The sequence below is a fragment of the Sinorhizobium mexicanum genome (genome assembly GCF_013488225.1).
Classification (GTDB): domain Bacteria; phylum Pseudomonadota; class Alphaproteobacteria; order Rhizobiales; family Rhizobiaceae; genus Sinorhizobium; species Sinorhizobium mexicanum.
On sequence record NZ_CP041239.1, the window covers coordinates 211,657 to 234,449 of the forward strand.

19 protein-coding genes and 1 pseudogene are annotated in these 22,793 nt (G+C 59.5%); 4 read left to right on the forward strand and 16 right to left on the reverse strand.

The features are described 5' to 3' along the window. Positions 1–11: 11 nt before the first annotated feature. The 8 genes from FKV68_RS21080 to FKV68_RS21115 all read right to left on the reverse strand — a co-directional run bounded on the left by FKV68_RS21080 (position 12) and on the right by FKV68_RS21115 (position 9,191). Complete coding sequence (locus FKV68_RS21080; RefSeq protein ID WP_180941920.1) at positions 12–377, reverse strand: response regulator; 366 nt, start codon at positions 375–377, stop codon at positions 12–14. After that, positions 374–3,007 (reverse strand): GAF domain-containing protein, encoded by a 2,634-nt coding sequence (locus FKV68_RS21085; RefSeq protein ID WP_180941921.1) that lies wholly within the window; start codon positions 3,005–3,007, stop codon positions 374–376. The genes FKV68_RS21080 and FKV68_RS21085 overlap by 4 nt, the downstream gene beginning before the upstream one ends. After that, positions 2,973–3,569 (reverse strand): SCO family protein, encoded by a 597-nt coding sequence (locus tag FKV68_RS21090; protein ID WP_180941922.1) that lies wholly within the window; start codon positions 3,567–3,569, stop codon positions 2,973–2,975. The genes FKV68_RS21085 and FKV68_RS21090 overlap by 35 nt, the downstream gene beginning before the upstream one ends. After that, a complete protein-coding gene (locus FKV68_RS21095) occupies positions 3,566–4,579 on the reverse strand; it encodes an ABC transporter substrate-binding protein (RefSeq protein ID WP_180941923.1) in 1,014 nt (337 codons plus the stop codon). The genes FKV68_RS21090 and FKV68_RS21095 overlap by 4 nt, the downstream gene beginning before the upstream one ends. Positions 4,580–4,621: 42 nt before the next feature. After that, entirely contained in the window at positions 4,622–5,632 is a 1,011-nt protein-coding gene (locus FKV68_RS21100; RefSeq protein WP_180941924.1) for an ABC transporter substrate-binding protein, read from the reverse strand. 41 nt (positions 5,633–5,673) lie between these two features. Then, entirely contained in the window at positions 5,674–6,678 is a 1,005-nt protein-coding gene (locus tag FKV68_RS21105; protein WP_180941925.1) for an ABC transporter substrate-binding protein, read from the reverse strand. Between the two features lie 528 nt (positions 6,679–7,206). After that, complete coding sequence (locus FKV68_RS21110) at positions 7,207–7,566, reverse strand: VOC family protein (RefSeq protein ID WP_180941597.1); 360 nt, start codon at positions 7,564–7,566, stop codon at positions 7,207–7,209. Between the two features lie 236 nt (positions 7,567–7,802). Beyond that, entirely contained in the window at positions 7,803–9,191 is a 1,389-nt protein-coding gene (locus tag FKV68_RS21115) for a sensor histidine kinase (protein ID WP_180941598.1), read from the reverse strand. Between the two features lie 455 nt (positions 9,192–9,646). On the opposite strand from FKV68_RS21115, the gene FKV68_RS21120 reads away from it, so the two are divergent. Next, a complete protein-coding gene (locus FKV68_RS21120; protein ID WP_245181762.1) occupies positions 9,647–10,036 on the forward strand; it encodes an FtsX-like permease family protein in 390 nt (129 codons plus the stop codon). Positions 10,037–10,147: 111 nt separating this feature from the next. Beyond that, positions 10,148–10,897, forward strand: coding sequence for a DUF4336 domain-containing protein (locus FKV68_RS21125; RefSeq protein WP_180941600.1), 750 nt, complete (start codon positions 10,148–10,150; stop codon positions 10,895–10,897). A 1,566-nt stretch (positions 10,898–12,463) separates the two neighbouring features. On the opposite strand, the gene FKV68_RS21130 is transcribed toward FKV68_RS21125, so the two are convergent. Then, positions 12,464–12,628, reverse strand: a complete 165-nt coding sequence (locus FKV68_RS21130; RefSeq protein ID WP_180941601.1) for a hypothetical protein — start codon at positions 12,626–12,628, stop codon at positions 12,464–12,466. 71 nt (positions 12,629–12,699) lie between these two features. Between FKV68_RS21130 and FKV68_RS21135 the strand changes: the two genes are divergently transcribed. Then, positions 12,700–13,194: a GAF domain-containing protein gene (locus FKV68_RS21135; protein WP_180941602.1), complete on the forward strand. Its 495-nt coding sequence runs from the start codon at positions 12,700–12,702 to the stop codon at positions 13,192–13,194. 1,020 nt (positions 13,195–14,214) lie between these two features. Here the strand turns inward: FKV68_RS21135 and FKV68_RS21140 are convergent. Together FKV68_RS21140 and FKV68_RS21145 are read right to left on the reverse strand one after the other, a co-directional pair. Then, positions 14,215–15,105 carry a YeeE/YedE thiosulfate transporter family protein gene (locus tag FKV68_RS21140; RefSeq protein ID WP_245181761.1) on the reverse strand — a complete coding sequence of 297 codons (891 nt, stop codon included), beginning with the start codon at positions 15,103–15,105 and terminating at the stop codon, positions 14,215–14,217. A 300-nt stretch (positions 15,106–15,405) separates the two neighbouring features. Further along, positions 15,406–15,936 carry a YkgB family protein gene (locus FKV68_RS21145; RefSeq protein ID WP_180941604.1) on the reverse strand — a complete coding sequence of 177 codons (531 nt, stop codon included), beginning with the start codon at positions 15,934–15,936 and terminating at the stop codon, positions 15,406–15,408. A 296-nt stretch (positions 15,937–16,232) separates the two neighbouring features. On the opposite strand from FKV68_RS21145, the gene FKV68_RS21150 reads away from it, so the two are divergent. Further along, entirely contained in the window at positions 16,233–16,847 is a 615-nt protein-coding gene (locus FKV68_RS21150; protein WP_180941605.1) for a TetR/AcrR family transcriptional regulator, read from the forward strand. Positions 16,848–17,427: 580 nt separating this feature from the next. On the opposite strand, the gene FKV68_RS21155 is transcribed toward FKV68_RS21150, so the two are convergent. The 5 genes and pseudogenes from FKV68_RS21155 to FKV68_RS21175 form a co-directional block, all read right to left on the reverse strand. Further along, complete coding sequence (locus tag FKV68_RS21155; protein WP_180941606.1) at positions 17,428–17,982, reverse strand: GNAT family N-acetyltransferase; 555 nt, start codon at positions 17,980–17,982, stop codon at positions 17,428–17,430. 23 nt (positions 17,983–18,005) lie between these two features. Next, entirely contained in the window at positions 18,006–19,241 is a 1,236-nt protein-coding gene (locus tag FKV68_RS21160) for a hypothetical protein (RefSeq protein WP_180941945.1), read from the reverse strand. A gap of 175 nt (positions 19,242–19,416) precedes the next feature. Then, positions 19,417–20,484 (reverse strand): class I SAM-dependent methyltransferase, encoded by a 1,068-nt coding sequence (locus FKV68_RS21165; protein WP_180941607.1) that lies wholly within the window; start codon positions 20,482–20,484, stop codon positions 19,417–19,419. Between the two features lie 165 nt (positions 20,485–20,649). Then, positions 20,650–21,381 (reverse strand): helix-turn-helix transcriptional regulator, encoded by a 732-nt coding sequence (locus FKV68_RS21170; RefSeq protein WP_180941946.1) that lies wholly within the window; start codon positions 21,379–21,381, stop codon positions 20,650–20,652. Between the two features lie 523 nt (positions 21,382–21,904). Further along, positions 21,905–22,639, reverse strand: a pseudogene (locus tag FKV68_RS21175) (hypothetical protein); the annotation flags it as partial. Between the last annotated feature and the right edge of the window lie 154 nt (positions 22,640–22,793).

Here is a 22,793-nt window from a genome sequence, read left to right on the forward strand (position 1 = left end):
CGCAGCCTCCCTCAGGCCAGGAGTTCCCGGACCTTTGCCAGCAGTTGGCGCGGGCTGAATGGCTTGGCGATGTAGCCGTCACATCCTGCAGCCAGGGCTTTCGCCTCATCCCCCGACAACGCGTAGGAGGTGACGGCAATGATCGGAATGTGCCGGAGCGCCGGGTCGGACTTTATGTGGCGAGTCGCTTCATACCCATCCATCACCGGTAGCTGGATGTCCATAAGGATCAAGTCCGGCTTCTGCGCCGCCGCAACCGCCACGCCGGCGGCACCATCCGTGGCCTCGATCAGTTCATATTCGGTGGTCGCGATGAGATCGCGCACGATCTGGCGATTGTCTTCGGTGTCTTCCACCATCAGGATTCTTTTGCTCATGCCGCTTGAACGTGCTCCTCTGCGTCGATTGGTATCGTCATTCGGAACGTCGCACCGGAACCGGGCACCGACTCCACGGTTATTGTTCCGCCGTGCATTTCGACAAAGCGTTTCGAGATAGCCAGACCGAGACCCGTGCCGCCTTTCTGCCGGGTGCTGCTGTTGTCAACCTGCTGGAATTCCTCGAAGATGAGCGCCTGGTCTTTAGGCTCGATGCCTGGGCCGGTGTCCCGCACTACGATCTCGAAGTGGCCGTCGGCCGCGTTGGCCAGAATGTCGACAGAGCCCGATTCCGTGAACTTGATGGCGTTGCCGGCGATATTGAGCAGGACCTGGGTTAGACGGCGCTCGTCGCCGCGGCCGGTCGGAAGGTCGTTCGCAACTGTCGTAGTGAACGCCAGGCCCTTTTCCCGCGCCAGCGGTTCGACCGCGGCGGCGGTAGTTCGAACGATCTGCCCAAGGGAATAATCCTCAAAGGCCAGTGTCAGCTGGCCGGATTCGATCTTCGAAAGATCCAGCACGTCGTTAATGAGACCCAGAAGATGACGGCCGTTGGCCTGCACGCGCGCCACCGTCGCTTTTGCCCTGTCCGGAAGCTCACCGTAAATACCGTCGACCAGAAGCTCGGTGAAGCCCAGAACCGAATTAAGTGGCGTCCTCAACTCGTGGCTCATATTCGCGAGGAACTGAGACTTGTGGCGGCTAGCGGCCTCAAGCTCCTGGCCCTTTTCCTCAATCTCGCGGAACAGCTTGGCGTTTTGAATGGCGAGCACCGACTGGGCGGCAAAGGTTTCCATCAGGTGAACAACCCGCTCGTCGAATTCTCCGGGTTTGCGGCGCCTGACGACGAGTGCGCCGACAATCTTGTTGGGCCTGAGCAATGGAACTATCAGGACGCCGCGATATCCAGCGTCCCGGATGATTTTCTGAACGGGAGTCGGCGTTCCTTCACCGAGTTCGGGCACTTGCACAGGTTCGCGGCGCCGTGCGGCATCACCGATCCCTGGATCATTCAGGGAGATGGGCTGTCCAGAGACGGCGGCAACGAGCTCGTCGCTCATTCCATAAGTTGCACGCGGTCGGAACTGTTGCCTGGTGCTGCTGAACACATAGATAGTACCCGCATCCGTGTCCGAGAGTTGCACGGCCTTTGCTACGATCGTCTGCAATACTGTGTCGAGATCAAGCGTCGAATTGACCGCCTTGGTGACTTCTCCGAGCGCTTCCAATTCGGCGACGGAGCGCGCGAGTTCGGCCGTGCGCGCCTGGACTTCCTGGAACAGACGCACATTCTCAATCGCGATCACCGCCTGGTCGGCAAAGGTCGTGAGCAGTTCAATCTGCTTGCGGTCGAATGGCCGAACCTCGACTCGACGGATTATCAGACTTCCGATGGCTTCGTCTTCCCGCAGAAGTGGGACAGCAAGGGTCGTCCGATGGCCAAGCCGCATGGCCATTTGTCGGCCCGCGGAGAAATCATCGCCTGCGGCGCTGAGATCGCTTACGTGCACAGTCTCCCGGTCTACAAAGGCGCGACCGGCAACCCAGTCACGGCTGATCGGCCATTTCACGAAATCAATCGGGATCGGGCCGTGGTGCGCTCTGATTGCCAGCGACTCACCGTCTTTTAGGAGTATGGCCGCATCGTAAGCGTCGCAGAGCTTTGCCGCGCTCTCGGCAACGGCATTCAGGACGGGTTGAATGTCGGTCGGGGAAGCGGCAATCGTGCGCAGGATCGCGCTCGTCGCCATCTGCTGCTCAAGCGTTTCGGTCAGTTCTCGGTTGCGGGTCTCGATTTCCCGGTACAGCCGTCCGAGTTGCGTTGAGGTCTGGTTGACATTGTCGGCAAGCGCTCCAAGCTCGTCCCGGTTGCCGACTGCAACCTGTTGGGCAAAGTCGCCGGCCGCTATCTGACGCAAACGCGCCTCGATCTTCTTGACGGGGTCGACCAGCGACCAGGAGATGACGTAGCCAAGACCCAGCGCCAACAGGATGCTGCCCACGGCGAAGGACACTACGATCAGCCGCGAGGTATCGTAGGCTCCCTCCGTCACCTCGATTGCCGTCACCATGTCAGCTTCGGCCATATTGACCAGCTGGTTCGTCAGCCGTTCGAGCCGGTCGGCCGACGGCATGATCTCATTGAGCTGGACTTTACGTGCTTCCTCTGTGCGGCCGGAGCGGACGAGCTCCGCGACGCGCATCACGCCAGCCGTAAACCGGTCATACTCGAGCCGTACCTGACCGAGCACGCCCACCTCGCTTGTGGCGACGAACTCCATGCGGTCGAGGTCGTAACCGAACTGGCTGAGCTGGCGTAGCGCCGCATCCAGCATTCGCTCGTCTTGCAGCAACAGTGCCGTGGAGATGCTGTAGAGCTGGTTGGTCGTGTCGTGCTGGACCTGGCGATAGGCTGCGATCCTGCGTTGCAGCTTGATCAGCTCGGTTGTCTGATCGTTGACCCCGCTCAGCACCTGCAACCCGACCGCCCCTAGCACGATCAGCAGTCCGACGATCGATAGGAATGCGATCAAGAGCTTGGTCTGGACGCGCACCGGCAGACGCGCAATCCCACCAATCAGCCGGCTCGCGAAACTACCGGGCTTCATCCACGAGGCTGAGAAGATCACTCCGGAACTCCTCCAAGTCGAAACTTGCGCCGATATACTGAACGCGCAAGCTGCCGCTACGATCCACGAGCGACGTCAGCAGGGTATGATCGACGTCGCCGCTCGCCGTCTTCCGCGCTATGACGCCATACCTCCGCCCCACATCATGAACGACTGCCGGATCGCCGGTAAGAAACACCCAACCCTTCACATCGGCGGCGAAAGTCTGCGCGTATTGCTTCAGCACTTCGGGCGTATCCCGCTCCGGGTCGACGGTGATCGAAACGAAGCTGATCTGCGGGCCGAATAAAGGGCCTAGCGCGTCCTTCACACGCGCCATGTTGTCGGTCAGCATCGGGCAAATGTCGGTACAGGAAGCAAAGATGAAGGCGACGGCGACCACTTTGCCGCGAAAGTCGCGGAGTGACACAGACACGCCGTCCTGCGACGTCAGGGTAAAGTCCGGCGCCGCTCCAATAGTCGGCAAGCGCTGGGCTTGCGATGCATCATGGGCTGAAATCGGCGCCGCCGGAGCCAGTAGTGCGAGGGCCAGTGCCAGCGTATGCACAGGCCAAGCGCTCATGTCTTCAACTCCCGTTTGAGCTCTTCGACGAAGCGCCAGTTTGTGCCATTGGCGATGATTTCCTTGGGACTCGACTTGATCATGCCCGTCTCCTGCATGCGCAGTGTGTAGAACCGCAGGGAGTCTTCAGGATCAAATTCCCGCCACCGGTCGTACCGGATATCCTTCAGCGTCTGGACCGCGTAGTCATACGACGGGACGAAATCGCGATCGACCATCTGCCGGGCCACCCACTGCGGATCCGACACGCAGAGGTCGGCGGCCTTGAGGATGGATCGCAAGACCCGCTTGGTCGCCACCGGGTACCTGTTCACGTAGTCCGTGGTCGCGGAGATCATGCAGCAGAAATACTGTGACCATGGGCGGTCGACGGCATTGTTGAGGATCGTGTGGCCGATCTTTTTGGCGCGCAGCTGCTGCGGCTGGGGCGGCGTGCCGAGGAATGCGTCGATCTTCCCTTGGATGAAGAGTTCCGTCGGGGTGGCGCCTTCAGTCAGGACCCACTGGATATCGTTGACGGGATCGAGCCCGACATAAGCGGACATGAGGGTCAGCCACACGTGTCGCGAATTATTGAAACCATCCACGCCAACCCTCTTGCCCCGCAGATCCGTGACGCTGCGGATGCTCTCCTTGGCGATCAGTTCGAGGCATCCCGAGTGCAACCCGGTTAGCACCTTGATCGGCACGCCGGCGTCGATCGACGCGATTTGATTCGGCGGAAAGTTCACAGAGAAATCAGTCTCACCGCGTGCGATCCACTCCGATTGGTCGACGCTTCTGTCGGCTTCTACGTAGCGAACGTCGGTGAAGCCCTCTGCGCGCATCAGTTCTCCGGCGATGTACGCGCCTGCCCAGCAGTAGGAACCACCAACCCACCGCGGCAGACGAACCGTGGTCGTTTCCAGCGGTTCCGCAGCCGCATTGGACGGGCGGACCTTGAACAACCCTGCACTTGCGGCCGCCGTCACACCGGCCAGAAAAGTGCGACGATTTTGAATGATCTGCATTGCGACCCCTCCTTCCCTTCGACGAGCGCGCCGACCACCCGCTTACGTCTTCAGCTCGCGTTTCAACTCGTTGAGGAAGCGCCAGTCCGTACCCTCGGCAATGATTTGCTGGGGGCTCGATTTGATCATGCCCGTCTCCTGCATGCGCAACGCGTAGAAGCGCACCGAGTCCTCGGCGTCGTATTCGCGCCACCTATCGTGGCCGGTCTCTTGCAGCGTTGTTAGTGCGATGTCGTAGCTCGACAGGAAGCCTCGTTCGACCAGCGCGTGCGCCGCTCCAGCGGGGTCTGACGCGCAGAAGTCCACGGACTTCAGAATGGCGCGCAGGATGCGCTTGGTCGCGGCAGGATACCTGTTAATGTAATCCGTCCTGCCCGCGACCATGCAGCAGTAATATTGCGACCAAGGTCGATCGACTCCGTTGTCGGCGATCGTGTGGCCAATCCTTTCCGCCCGGATTTTCGGGAACTCGGTGGTGCCGGCAAGGAAAGCATCGACTTTGCCGTCGATGAAATCCTGCATCGGAGAGGCGCCCAGCACCCATTCGATCTCGCGAACCGGATCGAGCCCCACATAGTTAATCATAAGGCTGAGGAAAACGTGTGGGTGGTCGTCGAAGGCCCAAATCCCGACCCGCTTGCCCCTCAGGTCGGCAATGCTGTTGACGCGGTCATTGCCCCGCAGCTCCCAGCAACCAGTGTGCACACCGGTGAGCATCTTGATGGGCGCGCCGGACTCGATGCTGCGGATATGCATCGAGGGCATATTGAAATCGAAGTCCGTGACGGCGGAGGTGAGCCACTCGGTGTTGTCGACGGTCGAGTCGCCCGACACGTATCGGACATCGGTTATCCCGTCGGCGCGCATCAGCTCGCCCGCGAGGAAGAGCGCTGCCCAGCAGTAAGGGCCATCGGTGAACCGGCCCAGACGAACGGTGGTCGTTTCCGGGGCCGGTTCCGCAGCGGCGCTGGACGGCCGGACTTTGAGCAGCTCTGCACTTACGGCCGCCGTCACACCGGCCAGAAAAGTGCGACGATTTTGAATGATCTGCATTGGGGACCTCCTTCCTTTCGAAAGAGCGCGGCGGCCACCGCTTACGTCTTCAGCTCGCGTTTCACCTCGTTGAGGAAGCGCCAATCGGTACCGTTGGCAATGATTTCTTGCGGGCTCGACTTGACCATGCCGGACTCGTGCAGCCGCAGGGCGTAAAACCGAATCGTGTCCTCGGGATCGTAGTCGCGCCATTTGCCGTAAGGCACCTCGCTCATCGTCTGCAGCGCATAATCATAGTTGTCGGTGAATCCGCCATCGACGATCTGGCGCGCGACGCGCCGCGGCTCGGCGACGCAGAGGTCTGCCGCCCTGAGAATGGCGCGCAACACGTGCTTGGTGGCGACAGGGTTGTTCCGAACGAAGTCCGCATTGCCAGCCAGCATGCAACAGAAGTACTGAGACCAGGGACGATCGATGGCACTGTTTACGACCACGTGGCCGATGTTGCGGGCGCGCAGTTCCTGGGGTTCGGGTGGAAAACCGAGGAACGCGTCGACTTTTCCTTTGATGAAAAGCTCCATGGGCCTGACGGAAGGATCGGTCACCCAGCGGATGTCCTTTTGTGGGTCAAGCCCGACATAGGCCGCCATGCTGGTCACGAACACGTGCGGCGTTGAGCCCAGGCCTTGTATGCCTACAGTTTTGCCCTTCAGGTCTGTGATGCCGCGAATGCTTTCGTCTCCGAACAGCTCGAAGCAGCCCGGATGCACGCCCGCCAGAAGGGTGATCGGGTCACCCGCATCGATCGCAAGGGCAAGTGGTGCAGCGAAGTTCAAGCTGAAATCCACATCACCGCGCGCGATCTTCTCGGATTGCTCGTAGCCTGCTTCCGCCATCACGTAGCGGATGTCAGTGAACCCCTCCAAACGCAGCAGCTCCTCGGCGACGTACTGGGGGGCGATGCAGATGCCCCTGATCTTTGCCAATCGGATGGTGCTGGTTTCCAATGGCGCCCCGGCCGCAAACGATGCTGCGCCGGTCAGACCAGCGGCGCCAGCTGCCGCTACGCTGGCCAGAAAAGAGCGGCGGCTCTGGATGATCTGCATCGGAACGCTCCCTCTCCAATAAGAAGGAAGATACCCGTCAGAATCGCGCGAAAGACTATTTCAACAGGAAGCCCACGCCGGTGAGCGGCCCAAGCTATTACGAATGTAGAGTCCGCCTGACCTCAAGCCAAAGGTCTGTATCGCTTGATCTGAAGTGCCCGCAACAATCAACAACTATACGCCTTGTCCGTACCGCTAGCGAGGGAAAAGCTCTGCCTTACTGCGAACACCAAGCGGCCAACTCGATGTTTGCAGGCGTGGCCTCGCCTTCGGTCCGACGGTGAATTCCGCGCGACGGCGATTGCGAGGAGTTCAGTATCCCGAGGGCTCAGCCGCCGCATCCGATTCAGACCTAGGTCAGAGGAAATGAAAAATGTGAATGACGGCTTCGGGTCGTTCTGTCAGGTTCAGATACCGTCGCAGTCGGGTGGAACGTTCGCGTTGACGCGCCTGGGCCTGAATGGACCAGAAGCGCCAACAACGGACGTCCAGCTTGGCGCTTTGGGGCGGATTGCGGCTGTCTCGATCCTACTTGAACTCGAACAACTCTACGATGTTGCCCGACGGATCTTCAAGCAGGATAGCACGACCGGCACCGCCGTCACTTACCTCGCCCCGGAAACTTGCACCAGCCCGGCGCAATCGCTCAATCAGCGCATCGAGTTCGCTCGTGATGATCATAAACCGGTTCCACCCGCCCGGCTTCGGATTGCCGCCGGCCTGGCCTCCGCTTCCTGCACCTGGGGCGCTGAGATAAAGCGTTAGTTCGTCGCGCACGAGCGCGGCAAATTTGCCCGGATTGTGCTTGTCGAGCTTGAAATCGAGGTTGTCTCGATAGAACGCGACCGCGTCGTCAACGCCGACGACGATATATCGGACGGAGACCATTAGGGCTGTCCCTGTCTGCTGGCGACAAAAGAGTGTGTCTCCTCCCTAATATATACCAAAAGCCGAGAAGCCGACAGTGGCGCGGCAGCATTGCATGACCGCTTAGGGCCGGCACCGGAAATTCCGGGTACTACAGCGCATGGCCGCACTGGGTCGAACTTTCCTCTTCAGACTAGGTCGTAGCAGGTTGGAAGGCCGTCCCTATCGTGGCTGGCAAGAGGCGCAGGAACCGAATACTAGTCCTGCAGCTTAAACCCTGCAATGAACTCGGCGCCGTCAGGATGAAGCGTCAATTTGGACGTGCCGTCCAGCGAGTGGCTGAACAGTTCCGCCAGAACCCGCGATCCGTAACCCTTACGAGCGGGAGCTGTATCGATCTTGCGGCCAATCTCTCGCCAGCGAAAACTAACAAGTGTCGCATTGCCTTCGCGGTGCGCTGTCCAAGTTACCTTCACCCGGCCCTCGGGGGAGGCCCAGGCACCGTGCTTTACAGCATTGGTGGTCAGCTCATGGATCGCCATGGCAAAAGCTTGCGTGGCCTCACGCGACAGGGTGACGTCTGGGCCGTCAAGTTGGACGTTTTCTCCCTCATGACCGCCCTGGGCCACCAACTCCAGGCGCACAACCTCAGCCATTAGGACGCCGCGTTCAGGTGCGCGCATCAGCAGGTCCTGGGTCCTGGAGAAGGCGCCTAAGCGACTTGCAAATCTGTCGCGAAACTCATCCAGAGATTGACTTTCTTTTAGGCTGCGATTTGCCAGCGCGCTCACGCTCGCCAAGACGTTCTTTACCCGGTGATGCAGTTCGCCCATCAACGTTCGTTGCTGCGCCTCTAACAGGCGTTGTTGGGTGACGTCGCGTATCGCCAGCAGGATTAGGTCGAGATGATCGAGACGGCGGCCATTGAGGATCATGATGCGCCGTCCTATCGTTTCGAACTCGTGCTCCACCTCGACATCATCGAAAGCATTGTTGTCGGGAAGAACATCTTCCAAGAGCTGCCTCAGTCTCGGAATGTCCCATTGCCGGTTGCCAAGTTCGTACACCAGCCGGCCCTCGGTGTGGGAAGGAGAGACCTGAAACAAGTCATAGAACGTCTGGTTCGCCCGGACGACTTTCAGATCCCAGTCAAGCACCAGGAGTCCCTCGCGAACGCTATCAATCAGCTTTTCCTGGAACTCTCGATGCCCTTCGAGCTCGAACCGGGCTTGCTCGGCTTCCGTCCGATCAGAGACCGTGAGCAGGATCAGTTCCGCCCGCCCGTTATCGGCCGCTATTCTGCGGGCGTTCAGGATCATGACCCGCTTGCCGATATCGGCGAACTTGTGCTCGATCCGGTAGCCTTTCACCGTCGTGCGCTCGGACAGGATCTGCTCGAGGAGCCGGCGAAGCTCGGGAATGTGCCATTGTCCATTGCCCAGCCTGTAAATCGGCTGACCGCGCGTCTCCTCGGCGGTGACGCCGAACGTTTCGCAGTATGCGGAGTTGACGTCCATGACGGTGAGGTTGACATCGAGGATCAGCAGCGGCTGATCGAGCGTCTCGACGATCGCTTCGGCAAGCCCAGCCAAACCAAAGCGCTGGCTTGCGCCGCCTGCACTCCCGCTGTGGTTTTCACCGCCCATATTTCCATAATGTGCACCGATACCGAGAGAGTCCAGTAATTCGTGGAAGCGTTGAGCGATCTCGCGGGATCGCACTCGCGTAAGACCGCAGGGGTTGACCCTTGCCGGTTCAGATCCGCAGCGGGGTGGAATGCGCGCCCGGTCAACTCGGCTGCGACGGCCGTGGTGCGCCCTGTGCTGCCCGGCAGCTTCTAGCCTCGCGACCAAGATACCGGACGTTTTTCAGCACGGCAGCGGCATTGTAGCTAAATCGAACGGCTGTCATATGCCCAATGCAGCAGAGCCTGGCGCTGACGCGGCCGGCACCAGCAATCCCCAGGCTCGCAGGCTCGGCGAAGCTGAGCGAGATGGCGGCGAATAGCTCTCCAACGGGCGATCTGTCGCTCGTCCTCGCCGGGCATGCGACGACCTTGGTGGTCGGGCTCTGTCAGGTGCTTGGCGACATTCGCGTGATGATGACGGCGCTCGCTGGTGGCACGCAGGCTCTCGTCATCGCCGCGGTGATCGCCTGCGTGATCGTCCTGCTGCGCGTCCACAGGCGTCGTTTCGCCGTGCTCAGGGCGCTCGGAGCGCCCAAGGCCTATGTGTTCGCCTGCATCTGGCTCTACGTCGTGACCATCGTCGCCACTGGCGCGACTGCCGGCCTCATAGTCGGATTCGGGGGCTCCTACCTAGCTGGGCTGTTTGTTGCAAGTCAGACTGGCGTGGCACTCTCACCCTCGATTGGTCTCCAAGAAGTGTCGCTGGCAGCGGGACTCGTTGCGATCGGATGCGTTTTTGCGGTCGTTCCCGCCGCCGCACTTTACAGAGACCGTTTGGATCGTGCGTTGCAGACCATCTCATAGCGGCGCGTTGTCTGCCTTAACGCCTCCCGCTCAGCGGCTGAATTCGGACCGGTTGCAGGTCTCGCGCGATCAGACATATTCGGTTCAAGAAGGTAATCTAGGAGATGACCCGTGGGTGCCTCTCTCTACGAGCCGATCAACGTCTACAAGCCGATGGGCCTGAATATCGGGATAGTCGATGGACCATTCGAATACCTGACCGTGGGTGGCGTCAGGCTGCCGCTGCCTTTCACGACCCGGATGACCGTTGTGCGTCTTTCGGACGGTAGTCTATTCCTGCACTCGCCGATCAAGTTCGCGGAGGCGTTGGCAGGCGAGCTGCAACGGATGGGCGCAATCCGTCATCTCGTCTCTCCCAACCAATTTCACTATGCTCATATCGGGGAGTGGTCCAAGGTCTTTCCCGATGCGATCACCTGGGCTTCGCCGCGTGTGCGCCAAAGGGCGCGCGCCCGGCGCAACGATGTCACGTTTGCGCGGGACCTCGAATTAAATCCGCCCGAGGAATGGCGGCAAGACATCGACCAGACGCTGTTTCCGGGCGGATATTTCAAGGAGTTCATCTTCTATCACAGGGCGTCGAGAACGCTGATCCTGACAGACACGATCATCAACATCGAGTTGGACAAGATGCCCGAGCCTTGGCGAACGGCAACAAAACTGAGTGGAATGTACCATCCCCGCGGGCAAATATTCTTCGGCATGCGGCTGCCCCTGTTATTGCAACGGCGAAGGGCCGAGGCGGCGTTCGCGAAAATCCGTTCCTGGCGGCCGGAGCGCATTGTGCTCAGCCATGGCCGGTGCTTCGATTCCGATGGCGGTGATGTCATCAGGAGGTTACTTGGCGGGCCGCCGTCTTGAAAATAAGACTCAGTCGACCGCCCCAAGCGCCAATTTGTTGGTGCTTCATCGCACTTGCCGGGGTTGCCGCCGAAACGGGCGTGGTCACGCTGAACCACCTCGACTAGGCCCTGAGGAGGACTGCGGAGACGAGAAATACAGTAATTCGCCACTCGTTCTTCTAGTGAGCCTGTCATTCACCATTTGGGCTATTCTTCTTGCGGAGGCTGCCTGACAACTCGGCCAAGACGCGCGTTGCCGACCGTCGATTCACGGGCGAACGACTGCTTCGGGCTCACCGCGGCCGTTCACCGCTCTAGCTGGCAGTGGCCGCTTCGAGTCGACAGTGGTCATGAGTGACGAGCTTGTTGTTGTCACGGCACTTGTCGACGCCGAGGTTGCGCCTCCAGTGGTCGTCAGCCTTCGTGCAATTGCTTGCGACTGACATATGAAGGAATGGCGGCTTCCGGGATTCTCGACAACGGCCATGAACGGCGCGATTGAGGGCGCACAGCGGTCATTCAAAAGGCGTGGCGAGAACGACTGGATCGGGGCCGAATCCAGACGTTCTCGACGCACTATGAACAATCGCTTGATGCCGACACGCCGACTAAGGTCCGTACTCAATCAGGGCTATGGTTTTGTGTTCGTAGTGAGGTGACGGGCGACCGCGCGGTCGGGTGGGCGAGCGACCAGAAGTCTTCATTGCGAACGATGTCATCCTCGGGCCAGTGGAGCGGCCTGCCGGGGCGAGTCGATCCCGGTTCCCGGCCTTCGCCTCGAGCCTCGACGTAGGCTCGCCAACCAGCGGCTTGCGCTGCGCCTGTAATGACCCAGGCGGCCAACGTGACCACGGCACTGTAACGCGCTCCTGTGGCCGTCCAGACTTATCCAATCGGTCGGCCTCTCTGCGTGCGCGCAACCTTCGCCGACCTGTATCCGGGCTTCCTCCCCTAAATTTCGCTATCTGATCCCCTAATTTTCACTGTTTCAATGGCGCTCTCTCGGCGACATAATAATAGACACGGGAAATGTTCTGCCCGTATCGCCCGCGTCGCGCCCGGCCCCTCCCGAAAGCGCGACTGCAGGGCGAGATCTTAGAGAAGCCCCGGCTTCCCCCCTCTGGCTGGGGCTTTTTTGATGCTTGGTGGGATATCGGCGCGGGGCAAACCGCTACATGGTTTTGCCTCGGTCCAGCTAAAGCCCGGTATCGAGAATTGCTTGCTTGCGGGAAACTTGGGGAGGCGGTCCTCTAGCCTTGGCCGCCCGCCCTTTGCCTCGGCGGGTTCGATATCACGCGTCAACGCGCGATTTGCCGCCTTATGCGCGAGCTTCATTAATTTCGCAGCCCTTTGATGCGTTGCAAACCCAAGCACGGCGGCATTGCCGGCCAGTCATGGCACACGCGCTTTCCAGCTCCTTGCGCGGCAATGTGCAAAGCGGGGCGCGAACGTTCCGCAACCGAAGCAAGTGAACGGCACGTTGCCTGTGATGTAACGTGGCCTGTTGCAAACCAATGGGTTAGCCGCTGACGTTACCTAGGCAACACATAGAAATTATCCTGTATCGCTACCCAACCGTGAGTTTTCAGCCGGCCCGGCTTTGACGATATTGGTGCGTCCCGGGCAGCAGCGTGAACTTCACGAGTTCCTCACGTTCGGCCGAGTTCGAAGCATCGCGCGTCAGCGTCAGGACGACCAGCGCGTCCTGGTACCATTCTGGAGACCATAGCCCCGTTTGCTTGCGGGGCATTGAGGAGCGGTCCGATAGTGTGCATGGTTGTCAGATGGCATGGTCGCATTTGAAGGATTGAGGACTGCAACATGTATGTTACGAGAAGCATCGCTCAGGACGACAAAGGCTCCTTCTATCGCGAGCTCGCAACCCAGCTGCGCGGCCTTCTCGAAGGAGAGCGTGACGCGATCGCCAACGCTGCCAACCTCTCCGCGTTGGTTTTCGACCTGGTACCCGACCTGAACTGGGCAGGATTCTATTTCCTGAAATCCGAAAACGAGCTGGTGCTCGGCCCGTTTCAGGGGAGAGTCGCCTGTGTGCGCATAGCTGTGGGCAAGGGCGTTTGCGGCACTGCCGTCGCGCAAGCACGCGCGATGCTGGTTCCAGACGTTCATGAATTTCCCGGACATATCGCCTGTGACGCTGCCTCCCGTTCGGAGTTGGTGGTGCCGCTGATCAAGTACGGCAGAGTTTTCGGCGTGCTCGATCTCGACAGTCCGATACCCGGCCGTTTCGCTGCCGAGGATCAAGCTGGGTTTGAGGCGCTCGCCGCGATCTACGCAGAAGCGAGCGATCTGCAATAGGTCAGCTGGGCGTGGTTCCCCGAAGGGCTTAATGGCGCCCGGTACCGGACATTCTGCTAATGCGCGTCGCGTTCAAACGTGTCCATGCGACGCGTTAGATCTCTCTTTTTGTGCATGTCGTTGCCCAATGCCTGCGGCGCCCTTTTGGGCGACAAGCATTAATGGTTCAGCCTCGAGCCCTTGCAGTCGTGCTCGCATGATCGGGCGTGCAGGTGCCCCCAGGCGCCGCTGGGAAGAGAAGGTTCGATCAACCACGGCGCAAGTGTCTGGAAGCGCGCCGAAGGCACGGGGACCGGATCCGAGTAGCCGAATGCGGCCCAGCCGGCTCGAAGGAAATCCGCTCCTGTTGCACCTCCGGTTGCTTCTCCATGTCGCGCCTTTGCCATGCAGGACGAGGTCACGGCCAAGGTCATTGAAGGCGCTCGACGTGTAGCTGGCGAGCGGCGAGAAATGGCTGCTCCACAGCACGATAAGCAAATCTTGAAGCGCCAGATCCCCTTTACCGCGGACTCAGCCCCTTCTACGCCGGAATGCGAGCCGACAATGCCGCAGCGCGGGTTCGAAGCGGTTTGCCGCCCCCAGCCCGATGCGCCGGAGGGTCCCGCGAATCTGTGCTTCAGCTACTGGGTGGACGCGTTCAAGGGTGGGCGGCGTTTGGGATCAAGCCCGAGGCTCGACACCCACCTTTCGACAACCCTGCTGCATCGCCGCGTCGACAGATGCGGCAAATTTGTGCACGCGGCACGGAAATAGGTAATCCCGTTCACCGAGCCTGCGACTTCCAATGTATGCAGCGACAGCCTCCCGTGTTCGATCGGTCAGTTCGAACTGCACTGGTCGGCCGGTTTTTAGCATGAGTGATGATCGCGCGGTCGCGAACCCTTCCGGAAACATCAGCAATTGAGATCGCGACCAGGTCACTCGCAATTTGGCGTCGATCGCCAGATTGAACAGGGCCCAGGTCGCGCACTGCACCCAATATCTGGAGGCGGGTCCGGATGGCCCAGACGTCCTTCGGCTTCATGACCAAGGTCTTGCCATTGAACCGAACTTGACAATGAGTGCGGCCAGCGTCGCGACGAATAGCACGTATGCGAGCGCCGCCTGCCAGGCCCCGGTCGGGAAACCAATCAGCAGCAGCGTGTCGTTTCCACCGGGAATGAGGAGCGCCCCCAATCCCATGAGAATGCCCGCAAGCGTTCTCCGGACGATGGTCGCCATTGTCGGCCATTCCAGTAAAAATCCATGCCTTCTAAGTCTCGCCGAGACAAGACTGCCGCCGAACATGCAGACTGAAATCAAGGCGCTCGCGACCGGTATCGAAGCGATCGGTCCAACGGATGCACTGATCGAGAACCCAGGCGCAAGGATCGTCAGGATCGCCGAGGTGATGCCGATCGCCCCCATCACCAGCGTCAACTGCCGGAAATTTGACTCGGATCTCCGTGAAATGGCGAGCCTTAGAGCCACGATGGCCAACAATGCAAGCGCGAGCAGCGCCAATTCGAACGATGGGGGAGCACTTGTCGGCGGCTGATGCGGAAGCAGATCAAGCAGGGCTTCGCAGTATACGACCGCATACATGCCGAGAAACGTGAATGCGAATCCGAGTTCGCCGTTTCCGATATGCCCAACAGACCCGAACACACAAGCGCCGTTCACATAGGTGCCGAGCCCAAGAAAAATGGCCGCAGGAACCAGGTAGCCGAGTGGCGACCAACCCTCCTGCGTCTTCGGTGCCGTTTCGACGATTGCGTAGACAAGGGCCGCCCAGGCGGCGCATTCGATCAAAGCGATGAATCGCGCCGGCCTCCTCTCCGATACCAACTCCCTCGTGGCGGTGACGGTGCAGATCGATCCCCGGTTCATCGCGAAACCCAGAACAAATCCCAGCGCCGCGATCAAAGCCATACTCGCCCTGGTCTCCAAGCTGGCGGCGACAGGACCCATGTCTGATATGTTGATGAGAAATTCGCTCATTCGGCAAACGGCCTCGCGCACCGCTCCAGTTTCAGACACACGTCCAAGGATTTTTATTGATCGCCGCCACTGCGATTTCAACGGCTGCTGGGGAGCCTGCGGACGCGTGAGGACCGGCGTGGCTGCCATTTTATTCTTCGAGCGCAGCCTGTGGCGGTCTGGCAATGGTTGTTTCTGTCAACGCAAAAACGGGATGAGAGCGGAGCCAGTGGGCTCCGCTCTCGTCTTCGGTCAACCATTGGTGGAGCGGAGTGCCGCTAACGAGTCGCCGGCAATCCAAAAGGAGAGGGCGAACAGGCCGACGTCCTTGAGCAGGAACTGCCCGGGAGCGACCGAGATGGCCGGAAGGCCGAGTTCTGGCACGAACACTCCGGGGGTCGTCGCCATGAAGCTGAGCGTGGTCACGAACAGCCCGGCCGAGAGCAAGCCGCCGACGAGCGAGTACACGGGGTTGACGAGTCGTGCCGCGATCAGCGCGCCGATGCTGAGCTCGAGCACGCCGAGAAGGCTTGAGAAGTCTCCTACGCTGAAAAGGGAATAGGTCCAGCTCAACAACGGGCTGTTGCCGACAAGGCCGATCAGACCTTCCGCTTCATAAGCGGTGAACTTCATGCCCCCGAACCAGCCATAGATCACGACCAGCGAAAGATAGAGGCCCGCCGCCGTGACGGTCCGACCGTGGTGTTCGACGAGATCGAGGGAAGCGGCTCGAGCCTGGCTGCGTGGATACGCCGCGGTGCTGTGGATAGGAACACGAGGCATTGTCTTCTCCTTGGGTTGTCCGTAGTGGGCCATCCGCCCGGATGACGCGAAATAAACGATACCGATCTGTATCGACAGAAAGAGAAATATACCGATCTGTATCGTTTGGCAAGGGCGATTTTTGAAAGACTTCCGGCTCTCTTCAAAAGTGCCCCTCCTCTGGCGCTATCGCGAGCGGACGGGGCGATTCACGGCGAAGAGAAGCCAAGAGTCTCAGGAAATGCCTCGGAAAGCTCCTTGCATTGGCTTCGCATCGCCGCTAGATTAAATACAGGTCTGTACGTTTCGAGAACAATATGCGCCGTTCAGAAATCCGCGGTCACCTGCTCGACACCGCGCTCCGGCTGTTCAACGAGCATGGCTATCACGCGACCGGCATCGACCTGATCATCGCCGAGGCGGGGGTGGCCAAGACGACGCTGTACCGGCACTTTGAAACCAAGGAAGACCTGATCCTGACAGCACTCGAACGGCGCGACGAGGAGGATCGCATGGCCATGCGCACCTTTGTCGAGCGGAACGCGAGCGATCCCGTCGACCGTCTTCTGGCGACGTTCGATTTTCTCGAAACCACGGTCCGCGATAAACAATTCCGCGGCTGCATGTTCATGAGCGCGGCGGGCGAACACAAGGACAGCGTCGGTCCGGTCTTCCGCGCCGCCTTGATGCATAAGCGCCTGGTGCTTGCCTATTTCGAGGAACTCGCCCATGCGGTGCGCTTGGCCGAGCCGAAGCGGATCGCAGCCGAGATCAATCTAATGCATGAGGGGGCGGTCGCCGTCGCACAGATGACCCGCACCGCCGAGCCGGTCCGGCTGTCCAAACGCATGGCGGGCCAGTTGCTTGCGGCGGAAGGGCGGTCTCCGTCAGCCCGGGGAGAGGACGCAGGCCGGCGAACGGAGGCTTCCTGAAATCTCCCTCCGGTGCTGCATTGCCAAGTGGCGTAGTGGATTAAGAGAGCCTGCGCCACTGCCACGCCGCCCCATCCGACATTCACATCGGACTGTGGTTGAAGGGCCATTCGGGGAAGTTCAGTCTTCCGACGGCTCCACGGTCGTATCCGATTCTGACCTGTCGAGAGGAATAAGAAATGCCCAGTATTCGGGCAGCACCGGAAATTCCGGGGCCGCGCTGCGAATGGCCGGGTTGGATCGAAACCAGTGTTTCGGCCCCGGCACCAAGCGTCAGATTTTCACCACTAGTGAGGTGGCGGGCGACCGCGCGGTCGGGTGGCGAGGCGCCAGAACTCTTGATTGCGAGAAAATACCATCCTCACTCGGAGCGGCTTGCCGGGGCTGGTCGGTCCCGGTTCCCCGCCTTCGAGCGGCGCGATGCTGAGCCTCCTGCGGCTAGCCTTTTAACCAGTCAAGCCGCGCGCGCACGGGCTCTGGCCGTTGGACGGCCGGCGCCCGGTACGCTCTTTTTCTCGGGGGCAAACGTCGTCCAGCGTCCCGCTAAATTTGGCGGAGTGAAGCGAAGCGGAAATGGTCTCTACAAGCGCAGGACCATGATCAACTCGTCACTCTCCGCACCGTGACCCTGGAAGCCGTTTGGAATGCGGCCAACCTCTACGAAACCGTGGCGTTGATAGAAGTGTATTGCTGCCGAATTTTCTGCATTCACCGCAAGCTCCAGCTGCAGAACTCCGTGGTCTCGTGCATGCCCTGCAACGTCATGCAAGAGGTTTGCCGCAATCCCGGTACCTCGTTCGCATTTGCGCACATAGACGCTGACGAGCTTCGCGCGATGCGCCATTTTCCTTGCTCGCTCAAACCTGAGCCCCATCATGCCGACGGGCTGCCCACTCAGGAATGCGACGAAAACCGGCTGGTCCAGATGTTGGCGCCATTGGCGGTCGGAGAGATGGACCCAATCACCAAATACACTCGCAAACGAAAACGGTTCGTGTGAAAGCGCCTCCAGACGTATGCGGCGAAACACGTCCACGTCCTTGACTGACAGGCGCCTGATCGCCGCCCCTTCTTCAATCGACACATCGACCTCCACAAAGTTCCTGGGTGTCGGTTGCACTAGACGCTCCAGCATGGAAGCCTCTCAGCCATCCTCGATCACGACCCCGACCACTGCCACTCCGCGGACCCCGAGGTGATTGATCCGCTGGCGATGTGTTCTGAAAGGTTTGCCCAAATCGGATCCCTGGTAAAGCTTGCAAGGTCACCGCTCGATTGCGCCAAGGGAATCGTCGCGTATTCGGCAAGGGGTGCCGCGGCTCCTCCGAAAAGCTCGAGCTCCCGGAACGGATAACCGCTGAGAGGCTTCAAGACACGATGGCCCCAAAGCCCGGGCCGGTTGTCCCCGCGCAGCTCAGTCAGGAGATCGAAATTACCTGATTGCTCAAGCCCGACCGCGGTAAGATAGCGCATAAGCGGGTAGTAGATCGTCTGACGACATCCCCCAAGCGCTCTCACGCCGGGCAAAATGGACGTCACCAGAAATACAGTATACAGGCTCGGCACGATCGCTCGCTGCCGAAGCGCTGCTGCGATAACGTCCGGCCGGAACTTCACTTCGAAACTCGACGGGGCGGGGGCCCTGAGGGCGTTGTCCTGGAGGCGGAGCGGAACAATCCTACCTTGTCCCGAGCGCCAGAAGAGATCGGTCGTTCTGCGGACCCAACCCTGCCACGGTCCACTGTTCAGGCTATCCATCGCGTTGAGGATGCTCTCCGCAACCTTTCCGTCTCCGATGAAACAAGCCGACATCCAGGACTCCGCGTCGTCGAGATGGTCGGCGACCAGGTCTGCTATGTCGAAATCATCGAGCTGAAGCAGCTTGATGGGGGAGGGGAGCGTGCCGCGCCAGAGGGTTTGATTGCCCGCCCTGATTGCGTCGGCCGCAGAAGCAAATTCATCCGAGGGCAGTTTGGCGAGGAGACGGGCGGCAGAGGCATTTGCTGCCGTATCGCCTTTGGCATTCGAAAAAGCGAAGCGAAAGGGACCATTCAAACCGCAGATGCTGAATGAATCCATTCGGCTCCGGGGTAAGCCGAAGACATTGAGGGGCTCATCTTGAAGCCAGAGCCAGCCGGGACCCTTCTTTGCCTTTTCCGAGAAACTGACCGTCGACGCGTGATACGTGATGTACCATTCGCGGCTATGGACCGTCAGGCCCATCAGACTGAACAGATGCGTGTAGAACGCATCTGGCTCGATCAGCAGCAGACAATGGGGACCGGTCTGGAGCACCGGTGACGCCATCAACTCAAAGCTGGCGCTTCGAGCTTCCTCAAGGTCGTAGCCGGACCTCCGCGCCGCTCGTTCGATGCAGCCGCGCAGCACCTCCATTGCATGACGACGCACAGAACACTCGGAATGGAATCTCTCGACGTCGTACGCACGCGACGCGTAGTCCCGAAGAGGACGCTTCCAATAGGGGGTGAGATGCGGCATCAAGGAAGACAACGCGCATCGCACGTCGGCTGCGCTGCAATGCTCGCCGGCCTTTGCGGTTGCCGTCATCTCATGACGCCATGCGCCTCGGCGCGAGCAGCATCATGGTGTTCGCGCTGCGCCACGTCAGATCAGGACCCAACGCCTCTACCTCGGTATCGACGATCGCGACCGGTAAATTTTCGTAGCAATAGCCTGGTGGAATTGCCGGCTTCAACATCAACGAAATCAATTCCACCATGGAAGCCCGGGAATTGGATGACACGATAGTGTAGAAGTTCCCGCTGTTCCAGGTTAGCACCGAATATCGAAAAAACGCCCTCAGAGCGGCTATCGTGGTTACCAGATCGACTTGAAGATCCGTCATCGTGTTCAGGACTTCATCCTTTTTCTCGGAGATGTGACCTGTCGAGAAGAATCGAGACTTGAAAAGCTCATCCTTCTGCCGCTCGCGTTCCTCATAGATGTCGCGGTCTTCATGCGCGAGCTTCTGCACCTGCACGAGGAGACCGCCAGGCCGTAGGCGAGGCACGACGAACTCCAGCTGCTTTAGCCGGTCACGGTCGTACATCTGAAACGTCGTGTCCTCCAACAGCACGTCAAAACCGCTGCGAAATGGGAGAAGATCCTCGTCGGTCGCATATCGGGCGTCGTCCAACTCAAAGAATGGTCCGTGGAAGAAGTGCGCGTGCTCGCTTCCCCGGTTCGCAAAGAAGGATGTACGATTGGCTGCCGTCGGACTGCAGCAGAGCGCCTTGATGCGGCCATTGCCAAGCGTGGCAAGCGTGCGCGCAAGGCAACCTGTGCCCGTGCCCAGCGTGTATATTGTCGTTGGGGAGGCGCTGCGGGCCCAGGTCCTCAGGCCGAAAGAAAGTATCGCTGCACCCAGGCGGCATTCCTCTTCGAGCCTATAAGGGATGCTGGCAAAGTAATGGTTGTCAAAATGGCCCCAAAGACGCCGATGCGTATCCGCAAAGACCGCGCCCTCGAGATCGAAGTCGAGCATGCTCATGTCGAGTTGCGGCTCGGCAAGGTCCGGTGCTCCGCCCTGTCCGCTTGCGGTCCTTTCGAAGAACGCTGCGAATGATGTGAGCCTAGGAGCGTTTCGCCAGTGTTCAATTGTTAGTCGATTCACCATAGCCACCTCCCAATATAGCCGGCGGGGTGACGCCGGCATCTGCCTTTCGTCCGGACACTATCTGTGGACTCAAGCGAGGGGGCAGCCAATCTACCGAAATCGGTAGATTGATCTCTCCGGGGAAGTCTGTGGCGATACACGGGCCGCCAATGCGATCGAGCGCGGTCAGATTTGGATCAATTCGAGGAAGCTTGCTTTGGCAACGGCCTGATGGCTTGTAGAGGCACCAAGTTTGAGCCTTGCCGACCGCAGGTACAACTTCACCGAATTTTCTGAGATGTCCAGGTCCCCTGCTATCTGTTTGGAAATCCTACCTGCTGCAAGCAGCTGAAGGCACTGGCTCTCGCGCCTGGCGAGTTTCCGATAGCGGCCGACCTCTCGAAGGCCGCTAACAGAAAGCACCGCCTCATGAAGATACTGGGAAAGGATCTGCAGCTCGTGAATGATCGAAGCTCGTAGCCGCGACCAATCGCGCTTGGGCAGGTTCGAGCTCACGGAGAAGAGACAGCGTTCGCCTTTCGGACCTCGGATAGGGATCGATAAGCCATGGGGGCCAATATCGTGGGAACGCGCTTCCTTAAATATACGGTAGACCTGTGTTGACCGTCGATCGAGAGTGGACCAGTCCACCGGGAGGAAGCCCCAACGGACGACGTCAATCACCGGATCTATGTCGAAATAGTGATTGTCGACGTATATCTCGGTCCACGTGTCTGGATAGGTCGTACAGTAATAGGGGTACAAACCCGACGGGCCTCCGCTGCAAACTACAAGAAATGTCATGTGCGACAGCCCGTACCGCGCGCAAAGTTCATCCAGTGCAGGGTGAAGGTCGCCGCGGTCTTTCGCCGATTTCAACGTCCCCAGGGACGATGACAGTCGACGATTGTCGACCACCGGAAGAATGCTTCGGTTTGCTGCCATTTCGCTCTGTCTCGAATTTGACACTTCAGATCGGAGAACCGGATCCTAACGGCAGCGCTACGGCAGCGAAATTGTAGGAAATACGAGTGGCGGAAATGGGCAAAGGGATAAACGACGCCGCGCGTCTTGTATCTGAACGTCGGAACGGGGTCTCGTCACCGCCGCGCGAGCTTGCGAGATCGACGATTGCGATGCCATGTTTCCGCTGCAGCACGGACATGGGGACGAGTTTCATCATGGAAACGCCGCGGCTTACCGAAAGGAGCGCGGCCGCGTGACATCATCGATCCCTATCTGCATCTAGGCGCGATCAAGGTGAAGACGCGGGATTCGCGGCGTTCCGCCCAGCGACGCATATGTTTGCTGAACCATCAGACCGCGTGGAGCCGCAAGGCATCGGCCACAACCTTGAATACTGGGGTTCTGATGTCGGCTTCGATAATAGACGAAGTACCCGGCGAAAGGTGGCGCCCAAGGCTTCGAGGTTAAGGCGTGGCTATTTTTTTTGTAAGACCGACGATCGCCTTCGTCGCGCCTCCTCGTGCATATTTACAGGAGTCGTAGCCAGGACACGCGTTACCAACGAGGTGAGGAAGCGGCCCGGTGAAAGTTCGTCAGGAGTGTGATCTTCGAGGATCGTTACCTTAGGTAGCCCTTCAACGATGGTATCGATCGTGGCGTCAGTGAGCTTCGGTCCCTCATCCTCTGACGGTTCCGGCACTGGTTCCGGCCCGGGCTCCAGTATTCCGTCGGTAGGGGCTTCTTCGCCGGTTTCCGGTAGTGCCACGTCGTCCGAATATTCCATTAAGACAAGACAACTTGAATGGTATGCATCGTCCTCACGCCCGAGCTTCACCAGCAGGTCGAACAGCCAATCTGCGGTCTTGGGTTCCCGTGCAAGGATGTCAGAGCGGAGGCCGAACATGAAGCCTAGTGCTGCTAGCGGATGCCGCAAGCGAAGGTTCTTGGCGTCGCCGTATGATTCCTCAATTCTGTTGGGTGCGTTCTTGCCATACGAGGAGTCCATGCGTTTCGTTGAAACGAGCAACTCAGGCCCGGTGGCCCAGTCCGTGATGATCACATCGACCTGTTTCAGGTAGTTCTTGCCGAGTATGGCGGCCGAGGACGAGGTCACGCCCGGAATGGAAGTTTTCGACGATAGACGAGATTCGACCTTAGGCTGAATGGCGACGGGGAGCGACTTTAACCGTCTGAAATCGTGGACAGGAGATTCTCACGATTAACTGCAAAGGGACTGGTCAAGGTCCGTCTGGTTCGAGCCCAATGGCAGAAAGTGATGCCGGTTTAATATGTCGCGCCGGTCTGACGAAAATGTGAGCTCGGTCATCTTTTCCGGCGCCGCACAATATGCGATGTCTTCCGGC

Bases quoted from the DNA above. Each gene is read 5' to 3' on its own strand.
- FKV68_RS21135 (WP_180941602.1), top strand. From the start codon at position 12,700: ATGTATGTTACGAGAAGCATCGCTCAGGACGACAAAGGCTCCTTCTAT.
- FKV68_RS21165 (WP_180941607.1), bottom strand. From the start codon at position 20,484: ATGGTGAATCGACTAACAATTGAACACTGGCGAAACGCTCCTAGGCTC.
- FKV68_RS21100 (WP_180941924.1), bottom strand. From the start codon at position 5,632: ATGCAGATCATTCAAAATCGTCGCACTTTTCTGGCCGGTGTGACGGCG.
- FKV68_RS21105 (WP_180941925.1), bottom strand. From the start codon at position 6,678: ATGCAGATCATCCAGAGCCGCCGCTCTTTTCTGGCCAGCGTAGCGGCA.
- FKV68_RS21160 (WP_180941945.1), bottom strand. From the start codon at position 19,241: ATGGAGGTGCTGCGCGGCTGCATCGAACGAGCGGCGCGGAGGTCCGGC.
- FKV68_RS21080 (WP_180941920.1), bottom strand. From the start codon at position 377: ATGAGCAAAAGAATCCTGATGGTGGAAGACACCGAAGACAATCGCCAG.
- FKV68_RS21090 (WP_180941922.1), bottom strand. From the start codon at position 3,569: ATGAGCGCTTGGCCTGTGCATACGCTGGCACTGGCCCTCGCACTACTG.
- FKV68_RS21130 (WP_180941601.1), bottom strand. From the start codon at position 12,628: ATGCCCCGCAAGCAAACGGGGCTATGGTCTCCAGAATGGTACCAGGAC.
- FKV68_RS21095 (WP_180941923.1), bottom strand. From the start codon at position 4,579: ATGCAGATCATTCAAAATCGTCGCACTTTTCTGGCCGGTGTGACGGCG.
- FKV68_RS21110 (WP_180941597.1), bottom strand. From the start codon at position 7,566: ATGGTCTCCGTCCGATATATCGTCGTCGGCGTTGACGACGCGGTCGCG.
- FKV68_RS21145 (WP_180941604.1), bottom strand. From the start codon at position 15,936: ATGCCTCGTGTTCCTATCCACAGCACCGCGGCGTATCCACGCAGCCAG.
- FKV68_RS21155 (WP_180941606.1), bottom strand. From the start codon at position 17,982: ATGCTGGAGCGTCTAGTGCAACCGACACCCAGGAACTTTGTGGAGGTC.
- FKV68_RS21115 (WP_180941598.1), bottom strand. From the start codon at position 9,191: ATGGGCGGTGAAAACCACAGCGGGAGTGCAGGCGGCGCAAGCCAGCGC.
- FKV68_RS21120 (WP_245181762.1), top strand. From the start codon at position 9,647: ATGACGGCGCTCGCTGGTGGCACGCAGGCTCTCGTCATCGCCGCGGTG.
- FKV68_RS21150 (WP_180941605.1), top strand. From the start codon at position 16,233: ATGCGCCGTTCAGAAATCCGCGGTCACCTGCTCGACACCGCGCTCCGG.
- FKV68_RS21140 (WP_245181761.1), bottom strand. From the start codon at position 15,105: ATGGCTTTGATCGCGGCGCTGGGATTTGTTCTGGGTTTCGCGATGAAC.